At 76.0% G+C, this 16999-nt stretch carries 15 protein-coding genes; 5 read left to right on the top strand and 10 right to left on the bottom strand.

Translation table 11 applies throughout. The features are described from left to right. Positions 1 to 119: 119 nt before the first annotated feature. On the top strand, positions 120 to 716 hold the full coding sequence (locus BTM25_RS21515; RefSeq protein WP_103564821.1) for a methyltransferase domain-containing protein: 597 nt from the start codon (positions 120 to 122) through the stop codon (positions 714 to 716). 78 nt (positions 717 to 794) lie between these two features. Next, the gene (locus tag BTM25_RS21510; protein WP_103564820.1) at positions 795 to 1808 is read left to right on the top strand and encodes a cation diffusion facilitator family transporter; all 1014 of its coding nucleotides are present in this window, start codon (positions 795 to 797) and stop codon (positions 1806 to 1808) included. On the opposite strand, the gene BTM25_RS21505 is transcribed toward BTM25_RS21510, so the two are convergent. The 8 genes from BTM25_RS21505 to BTM25_RS21470 all read right to left on the bottom strand — a co-directional run bounded on the left by BTM25_RS21505 (position 1805) and on the right by BTM25_RS21470 (position 11596). Next, complete coding sequence (locus BTM25_RS21505) at positions 1805 to 2677, bottom strand: LysR family transcriptional regulator (RefSeq protein WP_235828594.1); 873 nt, start codon at positions 2675 to 2677, stop codon at positions 1805 to 1807. The genes BTM25_RS21510 and BTM25_RS21505 overlap by 4 nt on opposite strands. Before the next feature lie 56 nt (positions 2678 to 2733). Further along, positions 2734 to 3483, bottom strand: coding sequence for an SDR family oxidoreductase (locus BTM25_RS21500; RefSeq protein WP_103564818.1), 750 nt, complete (start codon positions 3481 to 3483; stop codon positions 2734 to 2736). A 77-nt stretch (positions 3484 to 3560) separates the two neighbouring features. Then, the gene (locus BTM25_RS21495; RefSeq protein ID WP_103564817.1) at positions 3561 to 4661 is read right to left on the bottom strand and encodes a glycosyltransferase; all 1101 of its coding nucleotides are present in this window, start codon (positions 4659 to 4661) and stop codon (positions 3561 to 3563) included. Then, the gene (locus BTM25_RS21490; RefSeq protein ID WP_168212200.1) at positions 4658 to 5398 is read right to left on the bottom strand and encodes a DUF2334 domain-containing protein; all 741 of its coding nucleotides are present in this window, start codon (positions 5396 to 5398) and stop codon (positions 4658 to 4660) included. The genes BTM25_RS21495 and BTM25_RS21490 overlap by 4 nt, the downstream gene beginning before the upstream one ends. Further along, entirely contained in the window at positions 5395 to 6525 is a 1131-nt protein-coding gene (locus BTM25_RS21485; protein ID WP_205648207.1) for a glycosyltransferase family 4 protein, read from the bottom strand. The genes BTM25_RS21490 and BTM25_RS21485 overlap by 4 nt, the downstream gene beginning before the upstream one ends. Positions 6526 to 6638: 113 nt before the next feature. After that, positions 6639 to 10232: an ABC transporter ATP-binding protein gene (locus BTM25_RS21480; RefSeq protein ID WP_103564814.1), complete on the bottom strand. Its 3594-nt coding sequence runs from the start codon at positions 10230 to 10232 to the stop codon at positions 6639 to 6641. Between the two features lie 16 nt (positions 10233 to 10248). Beyond that, entirely contained in the window at positions 10249 to 10968 is a 720-nt protein-coding gene (locus BTM25_RS21475; RefSeq protein ID WP_103564813.1) for a GNAT family N-acetyltransferase, read from the bottom strand. A 58-nt stretch (positions 10969 to 11026) separates the two neighbouring features. Continuing rightward, complete coding sequence (locus tag BTM25_RS21470) at positions 11027 to 11596, bottom strand: hypothetical protein (RefSeq protein WP_103564812.1); 570 nt, start codon at positions 11594 to 11596, stop codon at positions 11027 to 11029. A 502-nt stretch (positions 11597 to 12098) separates the two neighbouring features. Between BTM25_RS21470 and BTM25_RS21465 the strand changes: the two genes are divergently transcribed. After that, positions 12099 to 12848: an MIP/aquaporin family protein gene (locus BTM25_RS21465; protein WP_103564811.1), complete on the top strand. Its 750-nt coding sequence runs from the start codon at positions 12099 to 12101 to the stop codon at positions 12846 to 12848. A 4-nt stretch (positions 12849 to 12852) separates the two neighbouring features. On the opposite strand, the gene BTM25_RS21460 is transcribed toward BTM25_RS21465, so the two are convergent. Continuing rightward, positions 12853 to 13431 carry a hypothetical protein gene (locus tag BTM25_RS21460; RefSeq protein ID WP_103564810.1) on the bottom strand — a complete coding sequence of 193 codons (579 nt, stop codon included), beginning with the start codon at positions 13429 to 13431 and terminating at the stop codon, positions 12853 to 12855. A gap of 277 nt (positions 13432 to 13708) precedes the next feature. Beyond that, on the bottom strand, positions 13709 to 14308 hold the full coding sequence (locus BTM25_RS21455) for an RNA polymerase sigma factor (protein WP_235828551.1): 600 nt from the start codon (positions 14306 to 14308) through the stop codon (positions 13709 to 13711). A gap of 107 nt (positions 14309 to 14415) precedes the next feature. On the opposite strand from BTM25_RS21455, the gene BTM25_RS21450 reads away from it, so the two are divergent. Further along, positions 14416 to 14880, top strand: a complete 465-nt coding sequence (locus BTM25_RS21450) for a hypothetical protein (RefSeq protein WP_146059099.1) — start codon at positions 14416 to 14418, stop codon at positions 14878 to 14880. Next, positions 14877 to 16985 (top strand): bifunctional polysaccharide deacetylase/glycosyltransferase family 2 protein, encoded by a 2109-nt coding sequence (locus BTM25_RS21445; protein WP_103564807.1) that lies wholly within the window; start codon positions 14877 to 14879, stop codon positions 16983 to 16985. The genes BTM25_RS21450 and BTM25_RS21445 overlap by 4 nt, the downstream gene beginning before the upstream one ends. Positions 16986 to 16999 lie beyond the last annotated feature (14 nt).

Here is a 16999-nt window from a genome sequence, read left to right as displayed (position 1 = left end):
TCCAGTAGCGGACGGATACGGCGATCTGGTGATTGACCCGATCCCATGCGTCACGACGATACTCCGTTACGGAACAACTGTCCCGTATCGGTTCACCGTCCCGGCGAAAGGTCACCCTCATGTTCGCTTCGCTCTACGACCCGCTCGTCGCGGTGCTGACGCTCGGCCGCGCCCGTTCGCTGCGCGCGGCGACGCTGGACGCCGCCGGGGTGCGGCCCGGCGACGACGTCCTGGACGTCGGCTGCGCGACCGGCCCCCTCACCCGCGCCGCGCGCGCCGCCGTCGGCCCGGACGCGCGGGTCACCGGCCTGGACGCGTCCGAGGAGATGCTCACCCGGGCCCGCGCCCGCGCCGACGGGGTGGATTTCGTGCACGGACGGGCGCAGCGGCTGCCGTTCGCCCCCGCGTCCTTCGACGTCGTCGTGCTCAGCCTCGTCCTGCACTACCTCGACCGCGAGCAGGCCGCCGCCGCGCTGGCCGAGGCGCGCCGCGTGCTCCGGCCGGGCGGGCGCGCGGTCGTCGTGGACTTCGCCCGCGCCGGGTCCGCCGCCGGACACGTCCGCGCCCACCTGATGCTGCACGGGCACGCCGCCGCGACCGCGCCCGACCACGCCGCGCTGCTGACCGCGAGCGGCCTGACGGGCGTCCGCTCCGCGCCGTGCCCCGTCCCGGCCCTGACGATCACGCGCGGCACGGCACCCGGGGACGAGCGGTGAACCGCGACCGGTTCGCAACGGCGTCACCTGGGCTGTTGTCGAGGTGCCGCAACCCGTTCCGTGCGTCATCCTGAGCCGATGGCCAGTCACGGGCATGGGCACGGACACGGGCACGGACACCGGCGGCGGGGCGTGCGGGCGCGGATCCGGCACGTCGTCCGGCCGCACTCGCACGAGGCCGCCGACCGGGTGGACGCCGCGCTGGAGTCCAGCGCCGAGGGCATGCGCGCCCTGTGGGTGTCGCTCGGGATGCTGGCGGCGACGGCGGCCGTCCAGGCGGTGGTCGCGGCGCTGTCGGGGTCGGTGGCGCTGCTCGGCGACACGCTGCACAACGCGGCCGACGCGCTGACCGCCGTGCCGCTCGGCCTCGCGTTCTGGCTCGGCCGCCGGCCGCCCGACCGCCGCTACACCTACGGGTACGGACGGGCCGAAGACCTCGCGGGAGTCGCCGTCGTGGCGGCCATCGCCGCGTCCTCGGCGGCGGCGGCATGGACGGCGGCGGAACGGCTCGTCCATCCGCAGCCGGTGTCCGGCCTGCCCGCCGTGGCCGCCGCCGCGCTCGTCGGGTTCGCGGGCAACGAGCTGGTCGCCCGGCACCGGATGCGGGTGGGCCGCCGCATCGGGTCGGCCGCGCTCGTCGCCGACGGCCTGCACGCCCGCACCGACGGGTTCGCGTCGCTGGCCGTCCTGCTCGGGGCGGGGGGCGCCGCGCTCGGCTGGGACCGCGCCGACCCGGTGGTGGGCCTGGCGATCACCGTCGTGATCCTGGCGGTGCTGCGGCAGGCGGCCCGGGAGGTCGTCCGGCGGCTCATGGACGCCGTCGACCCGGCGCTGGTCGCGACCGCCGAGGACGTCCTGCGCGCCACGCCGGGCGTCCGGGACGCCGGGACGGTCCGGCTGCGCTGGATCGGGCACCGGCTGCGCGCCGAGTGCGAGATCGTCGTCCCGCCCGACGCCACGGTCGCGGCGGCGCACCGGATCGCGGTGGACGCCGAGCGGGCGCTGCTGGACGCGCTCCCCCGGCTGGCCGCCGCGACCGTCCACGCCGACCCCGAGACCGCCGCGGGCGCCCGCCACCACGCCGCCCGCTAGCCGGCGGCGGCGTCCAAAAAGGCCGTGCGGGCCGGGGACGTCGTGTGCTGCGGCCAGAGCGCGTGCAGCGGCGCGTGGACGGCCGGTTCGAGGTCCAGGACGCGGACCCGGCCGTCCGCCGCCGGCCCCGGCGCGAGCGTCACGAACGCGACGGCGTCGGTGCCGATCACGGCCGTCGCGGGCGGGGTGCCCTGCAGTTCGCTGCGCTCGTGGCGGGGCTCGAACCCGGCCCGGCGGCACTGGTCCAGGAGGAAGTCGGTGTAGCTCGACCGGCCGGGCGTCCCCCAGACGAGGATCCGCTGGTCGCGCAGGTCGGCGAGGGCGACGGCGGGCCGTCCGGCCAGCGGGTGGTCGGCGGCGACGGCGACGCGCAGCCGGTGCCGCGCGAGCGTCGCCCGGACGAGCCCGTGCGGCGCCCGCATCCCCCGGCACAGCCCGAGGTCGAGGCGCCCGGCGGTGAGGTCGTCGGCGAGGTCGTCGGGGTAGCGCTGGTGGCTCTCGGCGCGCAGGCCGGGGTGCGCGGCGCGGGCGGCGGCGACCAGGACGCTGACCTCCTCGCCCGTCACCGCCGGGGTGTGGCCGACGCGCAGCGTCTCGGGCTCGTCCCGGCCGACCGCGCGGGCGCGCCGCACCGCCGACCGGGCCAGGCCGTGCAGGACGCGGGCGTCCTCGATCAGCGCGGCTCCGGCGGGCAGGACGGTCACCCGGCCGCCCTGCCGGTCCAGCAGCGGCACGCCCACCTCGCGTTCGAGGGCGCGGACGGACGTGCTGAGCGCCTGCTGCGTGAGGTGCAGGCGCTCGGCGGCCCGGGTGAAGCCGCCCTCCTCGGCCACCGCGATCAGGTGGTCCAGCTTGCGCAGGTCCAGCATCACGTCTTCCGGTCCCGTCCGCGCGGCGGGGCGCCGCGCCGCGTCCCAGGATAGGTTCAGCGGGTGGTGTACCCGCCGTTGGCGAAGATCGTCTGGCCGGTGATCCACCGGCCGCCGGTCGCCAGGAACTCCACGAGCGGGACGATGTCCTCGATCCGGGTGAGCCGGTCCCCCATCGCCTGGGACCGGTGGAACGCGACCCGCTCGGGCGTCTCCTGCGGGTAGAAGAACGGCGTGTCCATCGGCCCGGGGGCGACGTTGTTCACCGCGATCCCCCGGCTCGCGAACTCCTTCGCCGCCGCGCGGGTGAAATGCTCCAGCGGCGCCTTCGCGCCCGCGTAGGTGGAGTACCCGTCGGTGAAGGCCGCCAGCAGCGACGTGACGACGCTGATGATCGAGCCGTTGTCGTTGAGGCGGCGCCCGGCCTCCTGGAGGAAGAAATAGGCGGCCTTGGCGTTGACGGCGAACATGGTGTCGAAGTCGGCCTCGGTGGTGTCCAGGATCGGTTTCCTGAGCACCATTCCGGTGGTGTTGACGGCGACGTCCACGCCGCCGAACTCGTCCAGCGCCGTGTCGAACAGCCGCTGGACGTCGGCGACGCGCGTGAGGTCGCCCTGCACCGCGACGGCCTGCGTCCCGGCCGCCTGCACCGCCCCGACGGTCTTCTCCGCGTCGGCCTCGGACGCGGCGCCGTGGTAATGGACGACGACGTTCGCGCCCGCCGCCGCGAACCGCTCGCTGATCAGCCCGCCGAGGTTCTTCGCGCCGCCCGCGACGACGGCCACTTTCCCGTTCAGCTCGGTCATGAATAGACCCCCCTTTTCCGTGTCTCCCACGCTAGGAGGCGGCGGCGCCGGAAGGGAAACACGGAATTCTTGTGGGGTCACAACTGCGGCTGATGCCCTTCCAGGACGGCGAGCATCCGGGCGATCGCGGCCGTCCAGGGGAACTCCTCGGCGCGGGCGCGGGCGGCGGCGCGGCGTTCGGACGCGGGACGGCGCAGCAGGTCCTGCACGCCGTCGGCGAACCGTCCCGGGACGGCCGGGACCGCGACGCCCGCGCCCGGCGCCACCAGCTCGCGCGCCGCGCCCCGGTCGGCGGCCACGACGGGCGTGCCGCAGGCCAGGGCCTCCAGCACCGCGAGGCCGAACGACTCGACCGGGCAGGGGGCCAGCGCGACGTCGGCGGCCGCGAGCAGCCGGGCCACGTCGGCGCGGTTCGCGACGTGCCCGTGGAAGCGGACGGGCAGGTCGCCGCGCTCGGCCAGCGCCCGCAGCGCCGGGGCGAGCGGGCCGCCGCCGACGACGTCCAGCTCGACGGCCATCCCGCGCCGCCGCAGCTCCGCGACGGTCGCGAGCGCCAGCCCGGGGCGTTTCTCCCGCGACAGGCGGCCGAGGTGCAGCAGCCGGACGGGCCCGCCGTCCGGCCGCGCGGCGCCCGGACGGAACGTGTCCAGGTCCACCCCGAGCGGGACGCGGTGCAGGCGGGGCGCGCCGACGCGGGCGAACTCGTCCTCGGCGAACGCCGAGGTCGTCACGACCGCGTCGAAGGACGCCGCGAGCCGCCGGTTCCACCGGTCGGTGAGCGGCGCGAGCGGGACCGGGCCGGGCGTGCGGGACGCGAGGATCGCGTCCAGGCGCTCGTGCGAGAACAGCACCGACCGGACGCCGTTGCGCCGCGCCCACCGCGCGACGACGGTGAGGCTGGCCTTGTCGGACACCTCGACCACGTCCGGGCGGAGCCGGGCCAGCGCCCGCAGCACCGGCCGGGGGTTGAGGACGATCCGGTAGCCGGGCGCGACCGACGCGCCGGGCACGGTGACGACGACGCCGTTCTCGTCCTCGCGCCGGGTGTGGGCGCGGCCGGGGACGACGAGCGCGCGGTCGTGCCCGGCGGCGGCGTACCCGGCGCCGAGCCGGTCGACGGCCGTGCGGAGCCCGCCGGACACCGGGCTGTAGAGGTTGGCGAGCTGGACGACCCTCATGCCGCCGCCAGCGTCGCGTAGGTCACCGGGCGCCCGCCCGCCGCGACGGCCAGGTCGACGGCGGCGAGCGCGGCGCGGCGCAGCCCGGGACGGCCGAGGTCGGCGGGGTGCAGCGCGATACGGAACGGCGTTCCGGATCGGGCGAGCACGCGGGCGGCGTCAACCATCAGCCGGGCGCCGAACCGCTCCCCCGCCCCGCCCGGCCGGTGCGAGAGCGCGGGCATCGCCCGGACCGGCCCGCCCGGCAGGGGATGGACGGCGAGCTGGCTCGTCCAGTACGCGAAGCCGAGGGAGGCCAGAGCCCGCCGCGTCCCCGGCGAGGCCAGCCAGCCGGGGGGCGTGAAGCCGGTGACGGCGATGTCCGCCGCCGCCAGCAGCTCCAACCCCGCGCCGAGGCGCCGCGCGGCCTGCCGCTCGGTCAGCGACCAGAACTCGCCCGCGCCGCGCGCCAGCACCCGGTTCACCCCCCGCCGCCAGCGCGGCCCGCCGGGGACGCCCTCGTGCCGATAGCCGTGCAGGGACAGCTCGTGGCCGCGTCCGGCGGCCCGGTGCAGCAGGCGGACGAGCGCCGGGTCGTCCGGCAGCGCCGGACCGCCGCCGAACGGCCCGGGGATCAGCAGGAGCGTGGCGTGGACACCGCGTTCGTCCAGGTCGGCGAGCCACCGGGCGCTCGGCCCCGCGGTGCTCGGCGCCACGTCGTGGACCGAGACGACGAACGGGAAGGCGGAACGTCTCACGCGGCCGTCTTCGCCCGCCGTCCGGGCGCCGTGCCGTGGACGGCCTCCCGGTAGTGGCCGACCAGCTCCGCGCAGACGGTGTCCCAGCCGCGCCCGTGGACGGACTCCAGCGCCCGCAGCCCCATGCTCCGCCGCAGCCCGGCGTCGGCGGCGAGCGTCACCACGGCCGCGCGCAGGCCCTCGGCGTCGTCGGGCGCGTACAGCAGCCCGTTCACGCACGGCCGGACGAGGTCCAGCGGCCCGCCCGCCGCCGCCGCGACGACGGGGACGCCGCAGGCCAGCGCCTCCTGGACGGTCTGGCAGAACGTGTCGTCGGCGCCGGTGTGGACGAACACGTCCAGCGACGCCATCAGCTCCGACAGCTCGGTCCCGGTGCGGAACCCGGTGAACACGGCGTCCGGCAGCCGGCGGCGCAGCGACCGCTCCTCGGGGCCGTCGCCGACCACGACGAGCCGGACGCCGGGCAGGTCCGCCAGATGGGCCAGCAGCCCGGGGCGCTTCTCGGCGGCGAGCCGTCCGACGTAGCCGACCAGGATCTCGCCGCCCGGGGCGAGCCGCGCGCGCAGCGCCGCCGACCGGTGGCGGGGGTGGAAGCGGCGGCGGTCCACGCCGCGTCCCCACAGGTGGACGCGCGGGAACCCGCGCCGCTCCAACTCGGCGACGACGGGCGTGGACGGCGCCAGCGTGCGCTCGGCGCCCGCGTGCAGGCGGCGCAGCCACCACCAGATCAGCGGGTCGGTGGCGCGCAGCCCGTACCGCCGGGCGAATCCGGCGATGTCGGTCTGGAACACCGCGACGGCCGGGACGTCCAGCCGCCGCGCCGCCGCCAGCCCGGACGTCCCGAGCACGAGCGGCGAGGCCAGGTGGACGACGTCGGGCCGGAAGTCCCGCAGCACCGAGGTGACGCGGCGGGCCGGGACCCCGACGACGAACGACGAGTAGAAGGGGAGCGCGACGCCGGGCACGAGTTCGACGGGCGCCCCGGCGTACCCGTCCGGGCCGGGCCGGGGCGCGACGACAAGCGCCTCGTGCCCGCCGGCGGCGAGCTGTTCGAGGATGCGGCAGACCGAGTTCGTGACCCCGTTCACGCGGGGCAGGAACGACTCCGTCACGATGGCGACCTTCACGGCGCCGAGCGTGACCGGCGCGCACCACCGCACAGCCGCGCCCGACATTCCGGGAAACGAACAGCACGCGAACTTCCGCGTCCGTATCGAACGTCGCGCGAGCCTCCCGGCCGTCAGGACGCGGCGGTCCACAGGCGCGCGTAGGCGCCGTCCGCCGCGAGCAGGGCGTCGTGGGTGCCGGACTCGACGATCCGGCCGCCGTCCATGACGACGATCGTGTCGGCGTGCCGGGCGGTCTGGAGGCGGTGGGCGATGAGCAGCGTCGTCCGGCCGGACGCCAGGCGGTCCATCGCGGCGGTCACGCGCGCCTCGGTGGCGAGGTCGAGGTCGGCGGTTGCCTCGTCCAGCAGCAGGATCGCCGGGGCCACCAGCTCGGCGCGGGCCAGGCAGACGAGCTGGCGCTGCCCCGCCGAGAGCGACCGTCCGCGTTCGGTGACCTCGGTGTCGTAGCCGTCGGGCATGGCCGCGATGGCGGCGTGCGCGCCGACGGCCCGCGCCGCCGCCCGGACGCGCTCGTCGGAGGCGCCGGGGTCCCCGTAGGCGATGTTGTCGCGGACGGTCCCGGCGAACAGGAACGGCTCCTGCGGGACGTACCCGAGGCGGCGGCGGTAGGCGGCCGGGTCGAGAGTGCGCAGGTCGCAGCCGTCCACCAGCACCGCGCCCGCCACCGGGTCGGCGAACCGGGCGGCCAGCCGGACGAGCGTGGACTTGCCCGCGCCCGTCGCCCCGACGATCGCCACCCGCTCGCCGGGCGCGACGCGCAGGTCGACGCCGGTGACGACGTCGGTGCCGGTGCCGGGGTAGGCGTACCGGACGTCCCGGAACTCGATCGCCCCCGTGATGTCCGGGAGCGGCGCAGGGCGCTCGGGCGCGGGGACGGTCAGCGGCGCGGCCATCAGCCCGCCGATCCGGCCCATCGAGACCCGCGCCTGCTGCCAGTCGTCGAAGACGTCCGCGAACTGCTGGATCGGGCTGAAGAACAGGTCCAGGTACAGCAGGAACGCGATCAGCTCCCCGGCCGTCAGCGCGCCCCCGCCGGCCAGGCCCGCGCCGAGCCCGAGCACGAGGACGGCGGCCACCTCGCCGAGGAACTGCACGAACGGGAAGTACAGCGAGATGAGGTGCTGCGAGCGCAGCCGCGCGTCGGCGTAGGCGCGGGTCGCGGCGGCGAACTCGCGCTGCCGCCGCTCCTCCTGCGCGAACGCCTGCGTCTCCCGCACGCCCGACAGCGACTCCTGGAGGACGGCGTTGACGGTCGCGATCCGGTCCCGCGCCTCACGGTACGGCCCGGCCGACAGCCGCCGGAACACGACGGTCGCCGCGATCAGCGGGAGGAGCACCAGCGCCGTCGCGCCCGCCAGCCGCGCGTTCATCGTGAACATCGCGACGGCGACGCCCGCGAACGTGAACGTCCCGGCGACGGCGGTCAGCAGCCCGTCCGACAGCAGCGCGGAGAAGGCGCTGACGTCGGTGGTCATCCGGGTCATGATCCGGCCGGCCATCTCGCGCTCGTAGTAGTCGACCCCGAGCCGCTGGAGCTGGGCGAAGACGCGGAGCCGGAGCGCGTACATCAGCCGCTCGCCGGTCCGTCCGGTCACCAGCGTCACGGCCCGTCCGGCGAGCACGCCGAGCACGGTGACCAGGCAGAACACGCCCGCGACGGCCAGGACGGCGGCGGTGTCGCCGTGCAGGACGCCCCGGTCCACGCCGTCGCGCGACAGGTACGGCCCGGCGATCCCGGCCGCCGCGTCGCACAGCACGAGCGCGAGCCCGGCCGCGAGCGCGCCCCGGTACGGCCGCAGGAACCTCCGCAGCGTGAAGCCGGAGTCGGGACGGGTCTCGGCGGCGACGTCCACGCCCGGCACGTCCGTCGCGGGCGGCAGCTCGGCGACGCGGCGCAGCAGGTCGGCGTCCTCGGGGAGCAGTTCGGCCCGTTCGGGCGCCGCGCGCCGGACGGGTTCGGGCTCGTCCGCGCCGTCGTCCAGTTGCTCCCGCTCGCCCGCCAGCAGCACGCGGTACCGGGCGCAGCGGGCCGTCAGCTCCTCGTGCGTGCCGGTGTCGACGACGCGGCCCGCGTCCACGACGGCGATCCGGTCGGCGAGGCGCAGCGTGGACCGGCGGTGCGCGATGATCAGCGTCGTCCGGCCGGCGAGGACGCGCCGCAGCGTCGCGTGGATGCTCTCCTCGACCCGCGCGTCGACCGCGCTCGTCGCGCCGTCCAGGACCAGCACGGGCGGGTCGGCCAGCAGCGCGCGGGCCAGCGCGAGCCGCTGCCGCTGCCCGCCCGACAGCGTGATGCCGCGCTCGCCGACGACGGTCGCGTACCCGTCGGGCAGCGCCGCGATGAACCCGGCGGCCTCGGCGGCGCGCGCGGCGGCGGCCACCTCGGCGTCGGTGGCGTCCGGACGGCCGTGCGCGATGTTGTCGCGGACGCTCCGGGAGTACAGGAACGCGTCCTCGAACACCATGCCAATCTGGGAGCGCAGCGAGCCGAGCGTCACCGACCGCACGTCCCGGCCGTCCACCCGCACGCTTCCTTGCTGCGGGTCGTAGAACCGCGCGAGCAGCATCGCGGCCGTGGACTTCCCGGACGCGGACGCGCCGACGAGCGCGACCGTCTCGCCGGGCGCCAGATGCAGGTCGAAGCCGTCCAGGACCGGTTCGGAGCGGCGGAACCCGAACGTCACGGCGTCGAAGTCGATGCGGCCCGCGACTTTCGGCAGCTCCACCGCGTCCGGGGCGTCCGCGACCGCCGGGACGGAGTCCAGCAGCTCGAACACGCGCGCCGCGCCCGCGCGGGCCTGCTGGACGCGGCCGAACAGCCCCGCGAGGCTCTGCGCCGGGCCGGTGAGCATGACGAGGTAGGACGCGAACGCCAGGAACGTCCCGACCGTGATCTGGTGCCGGATCGCCAGCCAGCCGCCGAACGCCAGCACCGCGACCTGCCCGAACGCCGGGACGGCCGCCAGCGCGGGCTGGAACCGCGCCATGATCCGGATCGTGCGCATGCTGGAGCCGAACAGCGCCGCCGCCGCGCCCTCCAGCCGCCGCAGCTCGCGGTCCTCGGCGCCGAACGCCTTCACGACCCGGACGCCGGTGACGGCCTGGTCCACGATCTCGGCGACGTCCGCCGCGCGAGCCTGGGCGTCGAACGTCGCGGGGACGAGCGTCCGCCGCATCCGCCACGACAGCGCCGCGAGCGCGGGCACGACGGTCAGCGACACGAGCGCGAGCGGCGGCGACAGCACGACCATCACCGCGAGCGCCCCGGTCATGAGCAGCACGCTCGCGGCGATCGACGGGATCGCGCGGGTGACGGCCGAGATGAGCTGCACGTCGGCGCTCGCGCGGCTGGCGAGCTGCCCGGTGGACAGCGTGCCGTGGGCGGCGAGGTCGAGCCGCTGCACCTGCGCGTGGATCGCCTCGCGCAGCGCGATGACGACCTCGACGTTCACCTTCGCGGCCCGGTAGCGGCGCACCTTCGTCAGCGCGAACCCCGCGACGGCCAGCGCGAGCAGCACGCCGAGCCAGGGCAGCAGCGGGGCGCCGTGGCCGAGGATCGCGTCGTCCACGATCCGCCGCTCGACCACCGGGACGGCCACGCCGACCGCCGCGACCCCGACGGCCGTGACGGCGGTTGCGACGAGACTGGCGCGCTGCGCCCGCGCGTAGGGCAGCAGGCGGCGGAGACCCGGGGCGTCGCTCATCGCGTCCCCAGATCTATCACCCGTTTCCCGGCGGGCGCACCCGGTAGTGGTAGCGGGCCACGACCGTGAAGCCCGCCGTCGCGTACAGCGCCCGCGCCGCCGCGTTCCGCTCGGTCACGCAGAGGTAGGCGCGGCGTGCGCCGCGCGCCCGGCCGTCGGCGAGCAGCGCCCGCAGGACGGTCCTCGCCAGGCCGCGCCGCCGCGCCTCGGGCCGGACGGCCATGCAGTACACGCCGAGCCAGTCGTCCTGCGGGACGGCCCGGCCGACCGCCGCGCCGTCCCCCGCCGCCGCGTACCGGGCCGGGGTGCCGGTGAGGATGCGGCGCGCGACGGGCTCGGCGTCGTCGTAGCGTCCGTCGACCGACCACCACGCGTCCATCCACTCCGGGGACGGGACGTCGGCGATCACCGCGTCCGGCGGGGGCTCCTCGGCGTCCAGGTCGGCGGTCAGGACGAGCGTCGGATCCACCTTGGCGTAGCCGCGCCGCTCCAGCAGCGCGTCCAGGGCGGCGGGACGGGCTCCCGGGCCGATGTGGAACGTCGGGCGCTCGTCGCGGCGCAGGTAGTACTCCTCGGCGGCGCGGATCGCGGCGTCGGTGTCGGCGGGGTGGGCGGCGGGCCAGACCGAGTTGGCGCGCTTGGTGACGCCGTCGGCGAACCGCAGCCGCCAGCCGTGGACGTCCGCGACCACGGGGGCGGGCCACGCCGCGTCGATCAGGCGCTCGAAGTCGGTCACCGGCCGAGCATAGGCAGGCGAACGGCCCCGGCGTTCGCCGGGGCCGTTCTGGTCGTGCTTATCCGAGGGGCTTGGGCGTGCCCTTCTTGCCCGGGCCGTGACCCCACTTCAGGACCTCGTACTTCACACCCTCGATGTGGCCCGCATCGGTGCCGGTGACGTACTTGCTCGCCGGCTTCTTCCCGTCCACCAGGTGACGGAAGGTGTAGGTGTCCAGGTCCAGCATCACCCCACGATGCGACGGCTCACCCGGACCGACGTCGCCGACGAACCCGGTGACACTGCGGCCCTGGTAGGAGACCTTGACCTTGGTGTTCATCGGCCAGCTCGGGCTGGCGAACATGCCCTTCTGCATCGGCTTCCCGGACGCCGGAGCACCGGTGTCACCGTTCACACCCGAACCGTCGTCCCAGAAGTAGGACGCGGTCGTCTTACCGGTCAGCAGCGCCTTCTTCTTCGCGGGAGCCTTCTTGGCCGGGGCGTGCTGGGCGGCGGCGGTCGTGGTGGCGGCCTTGGTCGCCGGGGCCTCGTCATGGGTGGACGCGGCGGCCACACCGGCCACCATCATCCCCGCCAGAGCAGAACCCGTCACCGTCGCCATCAGAACATTCGTCGCACGCTGATGCATCAAGAAATCCTTTGTTCGGCGGACAGAACAACCGCCCCAGGCCATGCGAGGGCCGTGGAATCAGAGCGGTGTGAGCGCCGTGCGAAGGAGAAGAAGAGCCTCGCCCGAGAAGGGGCGGGACACGACGCCCGAAGCGGATCGGCCGAGAAGGGCCGCGCTTCCAGAAAGAGGGACCGCGTGTCGCGATCTGGGGTGTATAACCCCGCGATGTCCCAGATGATGCCCCCGGAAAGGTAAAGAACCGAGGGCCGAGGTCATGGGACCGTCGCGATCCACCGGGTATAACCCCACGGGACGGTCCAGCATGCCCCGCGAAAGGTAAAGAACCCGGGGGCGGGAAAGGACGCGTGAAGCGTCCTGGCAGAACGGCGGGACGCCCGGTCGACGGAAAGGATGCCTCGCCGCGCGGTAAAGAAGATCAGGATTCCGGCCGCGCCCCTCCGCCGGACGCCGCGTTCCGGGTACGGCCCCGACGGAACCGGCATCCTCGGAAAGAGGCACCATGGTCAAGAAATGTGTGGCGGAGTTCCTCGGGACCGCGCTGCTCGTCTACTTCGCCGTCGGGGTGGCGGCGCTGTCGTTCGGCTTCGGCGTCACCGGGCGCAGCCTGTCCGCCGGGGTCGTCGCGACCGCGCTGACCTTCGGCTTCGTGATGCTCGTGCTGACCTACGTCCTCGCGCCGATCTCCGGCGCCCACGTCAACCCGGCCGTCACGCTCGGCGCGCTGATCGTGGGCCGGATCAGCGTGCGCGGCGCCGTCGGCTACTGGATCGCGCAGTTCCTCGGCGGCATCGTCGGCGCGCTGATCCTGTGGGCGACGCTGAACGCGTCGCCGATCTACCGCCGCGCCACGACGGGCCTCGGCGCGGACGGCTGGGGCTCGGCGAGCATCATCCGGGTGAGCCTCGGCGGCGCGTTCCTCGCCGAGGTCGTCCTGACGGCGTTCTTCGTGTTCGCGGTGCTGGCCGTGACGAGCAAGACCGCCGACCGCGCCACCGCGGGCGTCGTCATCGGCCTGTCACTCGCGGTCGCCCACCTCATCGGCGTCGCGATCACCGGGACGTCGGTGAACCCGGCGCGCGCGCTCGGCCCGGCGGTGATCGTCGGCGGGACGGCGCTCGGCCAGGTGTGGCTGTTCATCGTCGCGCCGATGGTCGGGGCGGTGGTCGCGGCGGCCGTCCACCTGTACTTCCACCCGGTCGCGGCGGCGACCGCGCCGCCGGAGGAGCCCCGGGCGCCCGCCGAGCCCTGACCCGCTACTCCTCGCCCCCGTGCGGCGCGTTGCCGTTCCCGGCGGGGGTGTGCGACGTCTTCGGGTGCTTGACCGGGCGCTTGGGCGGGTGCTCGGTCACACCGCGCCCGGGGACGGGGGTCCTCGGCGCGTCGCTCGGAACGGCCTCGAACGGCGCGTGCCCCTTCCCCGGCGACGGCGTCGGCGTGGCGGACGCGTCCGGTGTAGGACGCGGCGCGGGACTCGCGTCCGGATGCGGCACGACGGGACGCCCCGCCGGCCCGGTCCCGCCCCGCTCCCGGTCCGGGGCGTCCGTCCGCGTCGCCGGGTGCGTCCGCGCGGGCGCGCCGCCCGGCGCGGGCAGATGACCGCTCGCGGCGGCGAGACCCGCCCCGCCGCCGAGCACCGCCACGACCCCGCCCACGGCCAGCGCCCGGACCGTCACGGCACGGACGCGACGCGGCGCCCGCTCCGCCCGCGCCGCCCGGAACGCGGCGACCGCCGCCTCCTCGCCCGCCAGCTCCCCTGGCCCCGCCGAAGCCTGCGCCGCCTCCACCAGCCGGGTCAGCGCAGGCGACCCGATCTCCCGGATCTCGTCGCTCACTGTGTCTCCCGCGAGCCTACGGCGCGCTCAAAGCCGCACGCTTCCCTCGTCACTCTGGTCGCAAGCTCCCGCCGCTCCTCAGTCCAGCGCACTGCGCGCGCCTTCGGCTCGCTCACGGTGCCTCCCGCGAGCCTGCGGCGTGCTGGATGCCGCACGCTTCCCTCGCTCGTCCCTCGCTCCGCGCGGTCCTCAGTCCAGCGCACGGCGCGCGCCTTCGGCTCGCGCTGTGGCTCCCGCCCGCCTGCGGCGTACCCGATGCCGTGCGCTTCCGGCTCGCTCACAGTGCCCCCTCGGTGTGGGTGCGGACCGGGGCGGCGCCGGTGTCCGGTGCGGTGTCCAGTCGCGCGGCGAGGCGGCGCAGCCCCCGGTAGGCGGCCGTGCGCACCGCGCCCGCACGCTTGCCGAGCACGCGGCCCGCGCGTTCGGCGTCCAGGCCGACGACGACGCGCAGCAGGACCGCCTCGGCTTGGTCCGGCGGCAGCTCGGCGATCAGCCGTACTGCCGCGTCCGTCGACAGCCGGGCGAGCGCGAGCGCCTCGGTGTCCTCGCGGGCGGGCATCGACAGCACCTCCTCCAGCGAGCGGTCCGCGACGGGCCGCCGGGAGCGGCGGCGCAGCAGGTCCAGCGCGCGGTTGCGGACGATCGTCGCGCACCAGCCACGGAACGCGTCCACCTCGCCCTGGAATCCGGCGATGTCGCGGGCGATCTGGAGCCACGCCTCGGCGGTCACGTCCTCGGCGTCGGACCCGGCGAGCGCGCGGGCGTAGCGCAGCAGCCGGGGCTGGACGTCCCGGTAGAGCAGCCGGAACGCGTCCTCGTCGCCGCCGGCCGCCGCCGCGACGGCCCGGCCGAGCTCGTCCTCCGTGGCGTCCTCCACGGCGCCATTGTGCAGGCAAACCCGGACTGGTGTGACATCTGTGAGTATTCCGGCGCTCAGGGATCAGGGCCGTCAGAACGCCCCTCCCGCGAGCAGTGATGGAACCGATGACCCACGACGTGATCACGCACGGCCCGGAGACCGAGGCGCCCGAGCCGGTCTTCGTCGACCCGACCGGGCGGCGGCGGAGGCTGCTGCGCGGCCTCGGCCTGGCCGCCGGCGGGCTGTGCGCGTCCTTCCTGGCCGCGGTCGGCCTCGGCGCCGCGACCGGCGCGCGGGTGCCGATGACGCCGTGGACCGGCGACGGCCCCACCGCGACCGTCTCCCCCGCCCACCCCCGCCCGAAGCAGGAGCGGACGCCCCGGATCCGGACCGTCCCGGCGGCGACGCCCCGTGCGGTGCCGCGCCCCGCCCCGGCGAGCCGTCCCGCCGTCGCGGCGCGGCCGGACGCGGCGCCGGCGCCGACCGCGCGCTCCACGGCCGCGCCCCTCCCGTCGTCGCACGCCGCGACGCCGACGCCGGGCCACGGACGGGTCACGCCCCCCGCCAAGGGCCGGACCAAGAAGCCGTGACGAGACGCCGCTCCGAACCGCGCGGCCACTGGGCGCTGCTCGCGCTCGGCGGGCTCGCGCTGGCCGCCCTGCTGCTCCTGGACGGCTTCGCGCACGGCGCCGTCGGCGAGGGCCCGCACCGGACGCCGCCGCACCCGGCCCCCGCGCCCGCCGCCGTGACGTCCGGCGGCCCGGTCCTGAACCTGGCGGACGGCACGCCGCGCAGCCGCCGCCTCCCCGCCAAGACGATCGCGCTCACCTTCGACGACGGCCCCGACCCGGTCTGGACACCCAAGATCCTGGACGTCCTGCGCCGCCACAACGCCCACGCCACGTTCTTCGCCACCGGCGCCCACGCCGCGCAGCACCCCGGGATCGTCCGGCGGATCCTGCGCGAGGGCCACGAGATCGGCTCGCACACCTACACGCACGCGGACATGGCGTCCGCCCCGGCCTGGCGCGACGACCTCGAACTCGACCTCACCCAGCGGGCGCTGGCCGGCGCCGCCGGGGTCCACACGCGGCTGCTGCGGATGCCGTACTCGTCGGTCCCGGGCGGGCTGACCACCGCCGAGTGGCGGGCCGCCGAGCGCGCGGGCCGCGCCGGCTACCTGGTCGTGCTCGCCGACCGCGACACCGAGGACTGGCGCCGTCCGGGCACCGCCGCGATCGTGGACCGGGCCATCGCCGGGACGGGCGGCGCGGTCGTCATGCTGCACGACTCCGGCGGCGACCGGGCCGAGACCGTCGCGGCGGTCGAGCAGATCATCACGCGCCTCCAGCCGCGCGGCTACCGGTTCACGACCGTGAGCGCGGCGCTGCGGCTGCCGCCCGCCGCCGTCCCCGCGTCCGGCACCGAGAGGTTCATCGGCTGGACGCTCGTGACCGCGCAGCGGGCGGCGGGCGCGCTGACCGGCGGGCTCGGGGCGGTGTTCGGCGTCGCCGGGGCGCTGTACGCGATCCGGCTCGTCGCGCTGCTGCTGTTCGCGCACGTCCACATGCGCCGGGTGCGGCGGGGCCGACGGCCGCCGCCGCGCCACTGGCCGGGCGTCTCGGTGATCGTCCCCGCCTACAACGAGGAGGCGGGCATCGCGGCGACGGTCCGGTCGCTGCTGGACACCGACTATCCGGGCGCGCTGGAGGTCGTCGTCGTGGACGACGGGTCCCGCGACGCGACGGCGGCCATCGTGGAGTCGCTGGCGCTGCCCGGGGTCCGGCTCGTCCGCAAGGCCAACGGCGGCAAGCCGAGCGCGCTGAACGCGGGCGTCGGCATGGCGCTCTACGACGTGCTGGTGCTCGTGGACGGCGACACGGTCTTCCAGCGGGACACGATCCGGCATCTCGTCACGGCGCTGGAGGACCCGTCGGTCGGCGCGGTCAGCGGCAACACCAAGGTCGCCAACCGGGGCGGGATCCTCGGCCGCTGGCAGCACATCGAGTACGTCATCGGCTTCAACCTCGACCGGCGCATGTTCGACGTCCTCCAGTGCATGCCGACCGTCCCCGGCGCGATCGGCGCGTTCCGCCGCGCGGCGCTGGCGTCGGTCGGCGGCGTCCCGGAGGACACCCTCGCCGAGGACACCGACCTGACCATGGCGATCTGCCGGACGGGCTGGCGAGTCATCTACGAGGAGAACGCCGTCGCGTGGACCGAGGCGCCCGCGTCGCTGCGCCAGCTCTGGCGGCAGCGCTACCGCTGGTGCTACGGGACGATGCAGGCGATGTGGAAGCACCGGGGGTCGGTCGTGCAGGGCGGCGCCTCGGGCCGGTTCGGCCGCCGCGCGCTGCCCTACCTGCTCGTCTTCCAGGTCGTGCTGCCGGTCTTCGCGCCCGCCGTGGACCTGTTCGCGGTGTTCGGCGTGCTGTTCCTCGACCCGGTGGCGCCGCTCGTGACCTGGTCGCTGTTCGTCGCGGCGCAGGCGGCGGCGGGCGCGTACGCGCTGTGGCTGGACGGCGAGCGGATCCGGCCGCTGTGGGCGCTGCCGCTCCAGCAGGTCGTCTACCGGCAGCTCATGTACCTCGTGGTGATCCAGTCGCTCGTCACGGCCGCGCTCGGCGCGCGGCTGCGCTGGCACACGATCCGCCGGACCGGGACGTTCGCGGACGCGCCCGTCCCGGTCCCCTGAGCCCCGTCCGTCCG

Origin of the sequence: Actinomadura rubteroloni (assembly GCF_002911665.1) — a bacterium.
GTDB classification, from domain to species: Bacteria; Actinomycetota; Actinomycetes; order Streptosporangiales; family Streptosporangiaceae; genus Spirillospora; species Spirillospora rubteroloni.
Note: the sequence above shows the minus strand (reverse complement) of the source record. Positions and strands in the feature narration are given on the sequence as shown.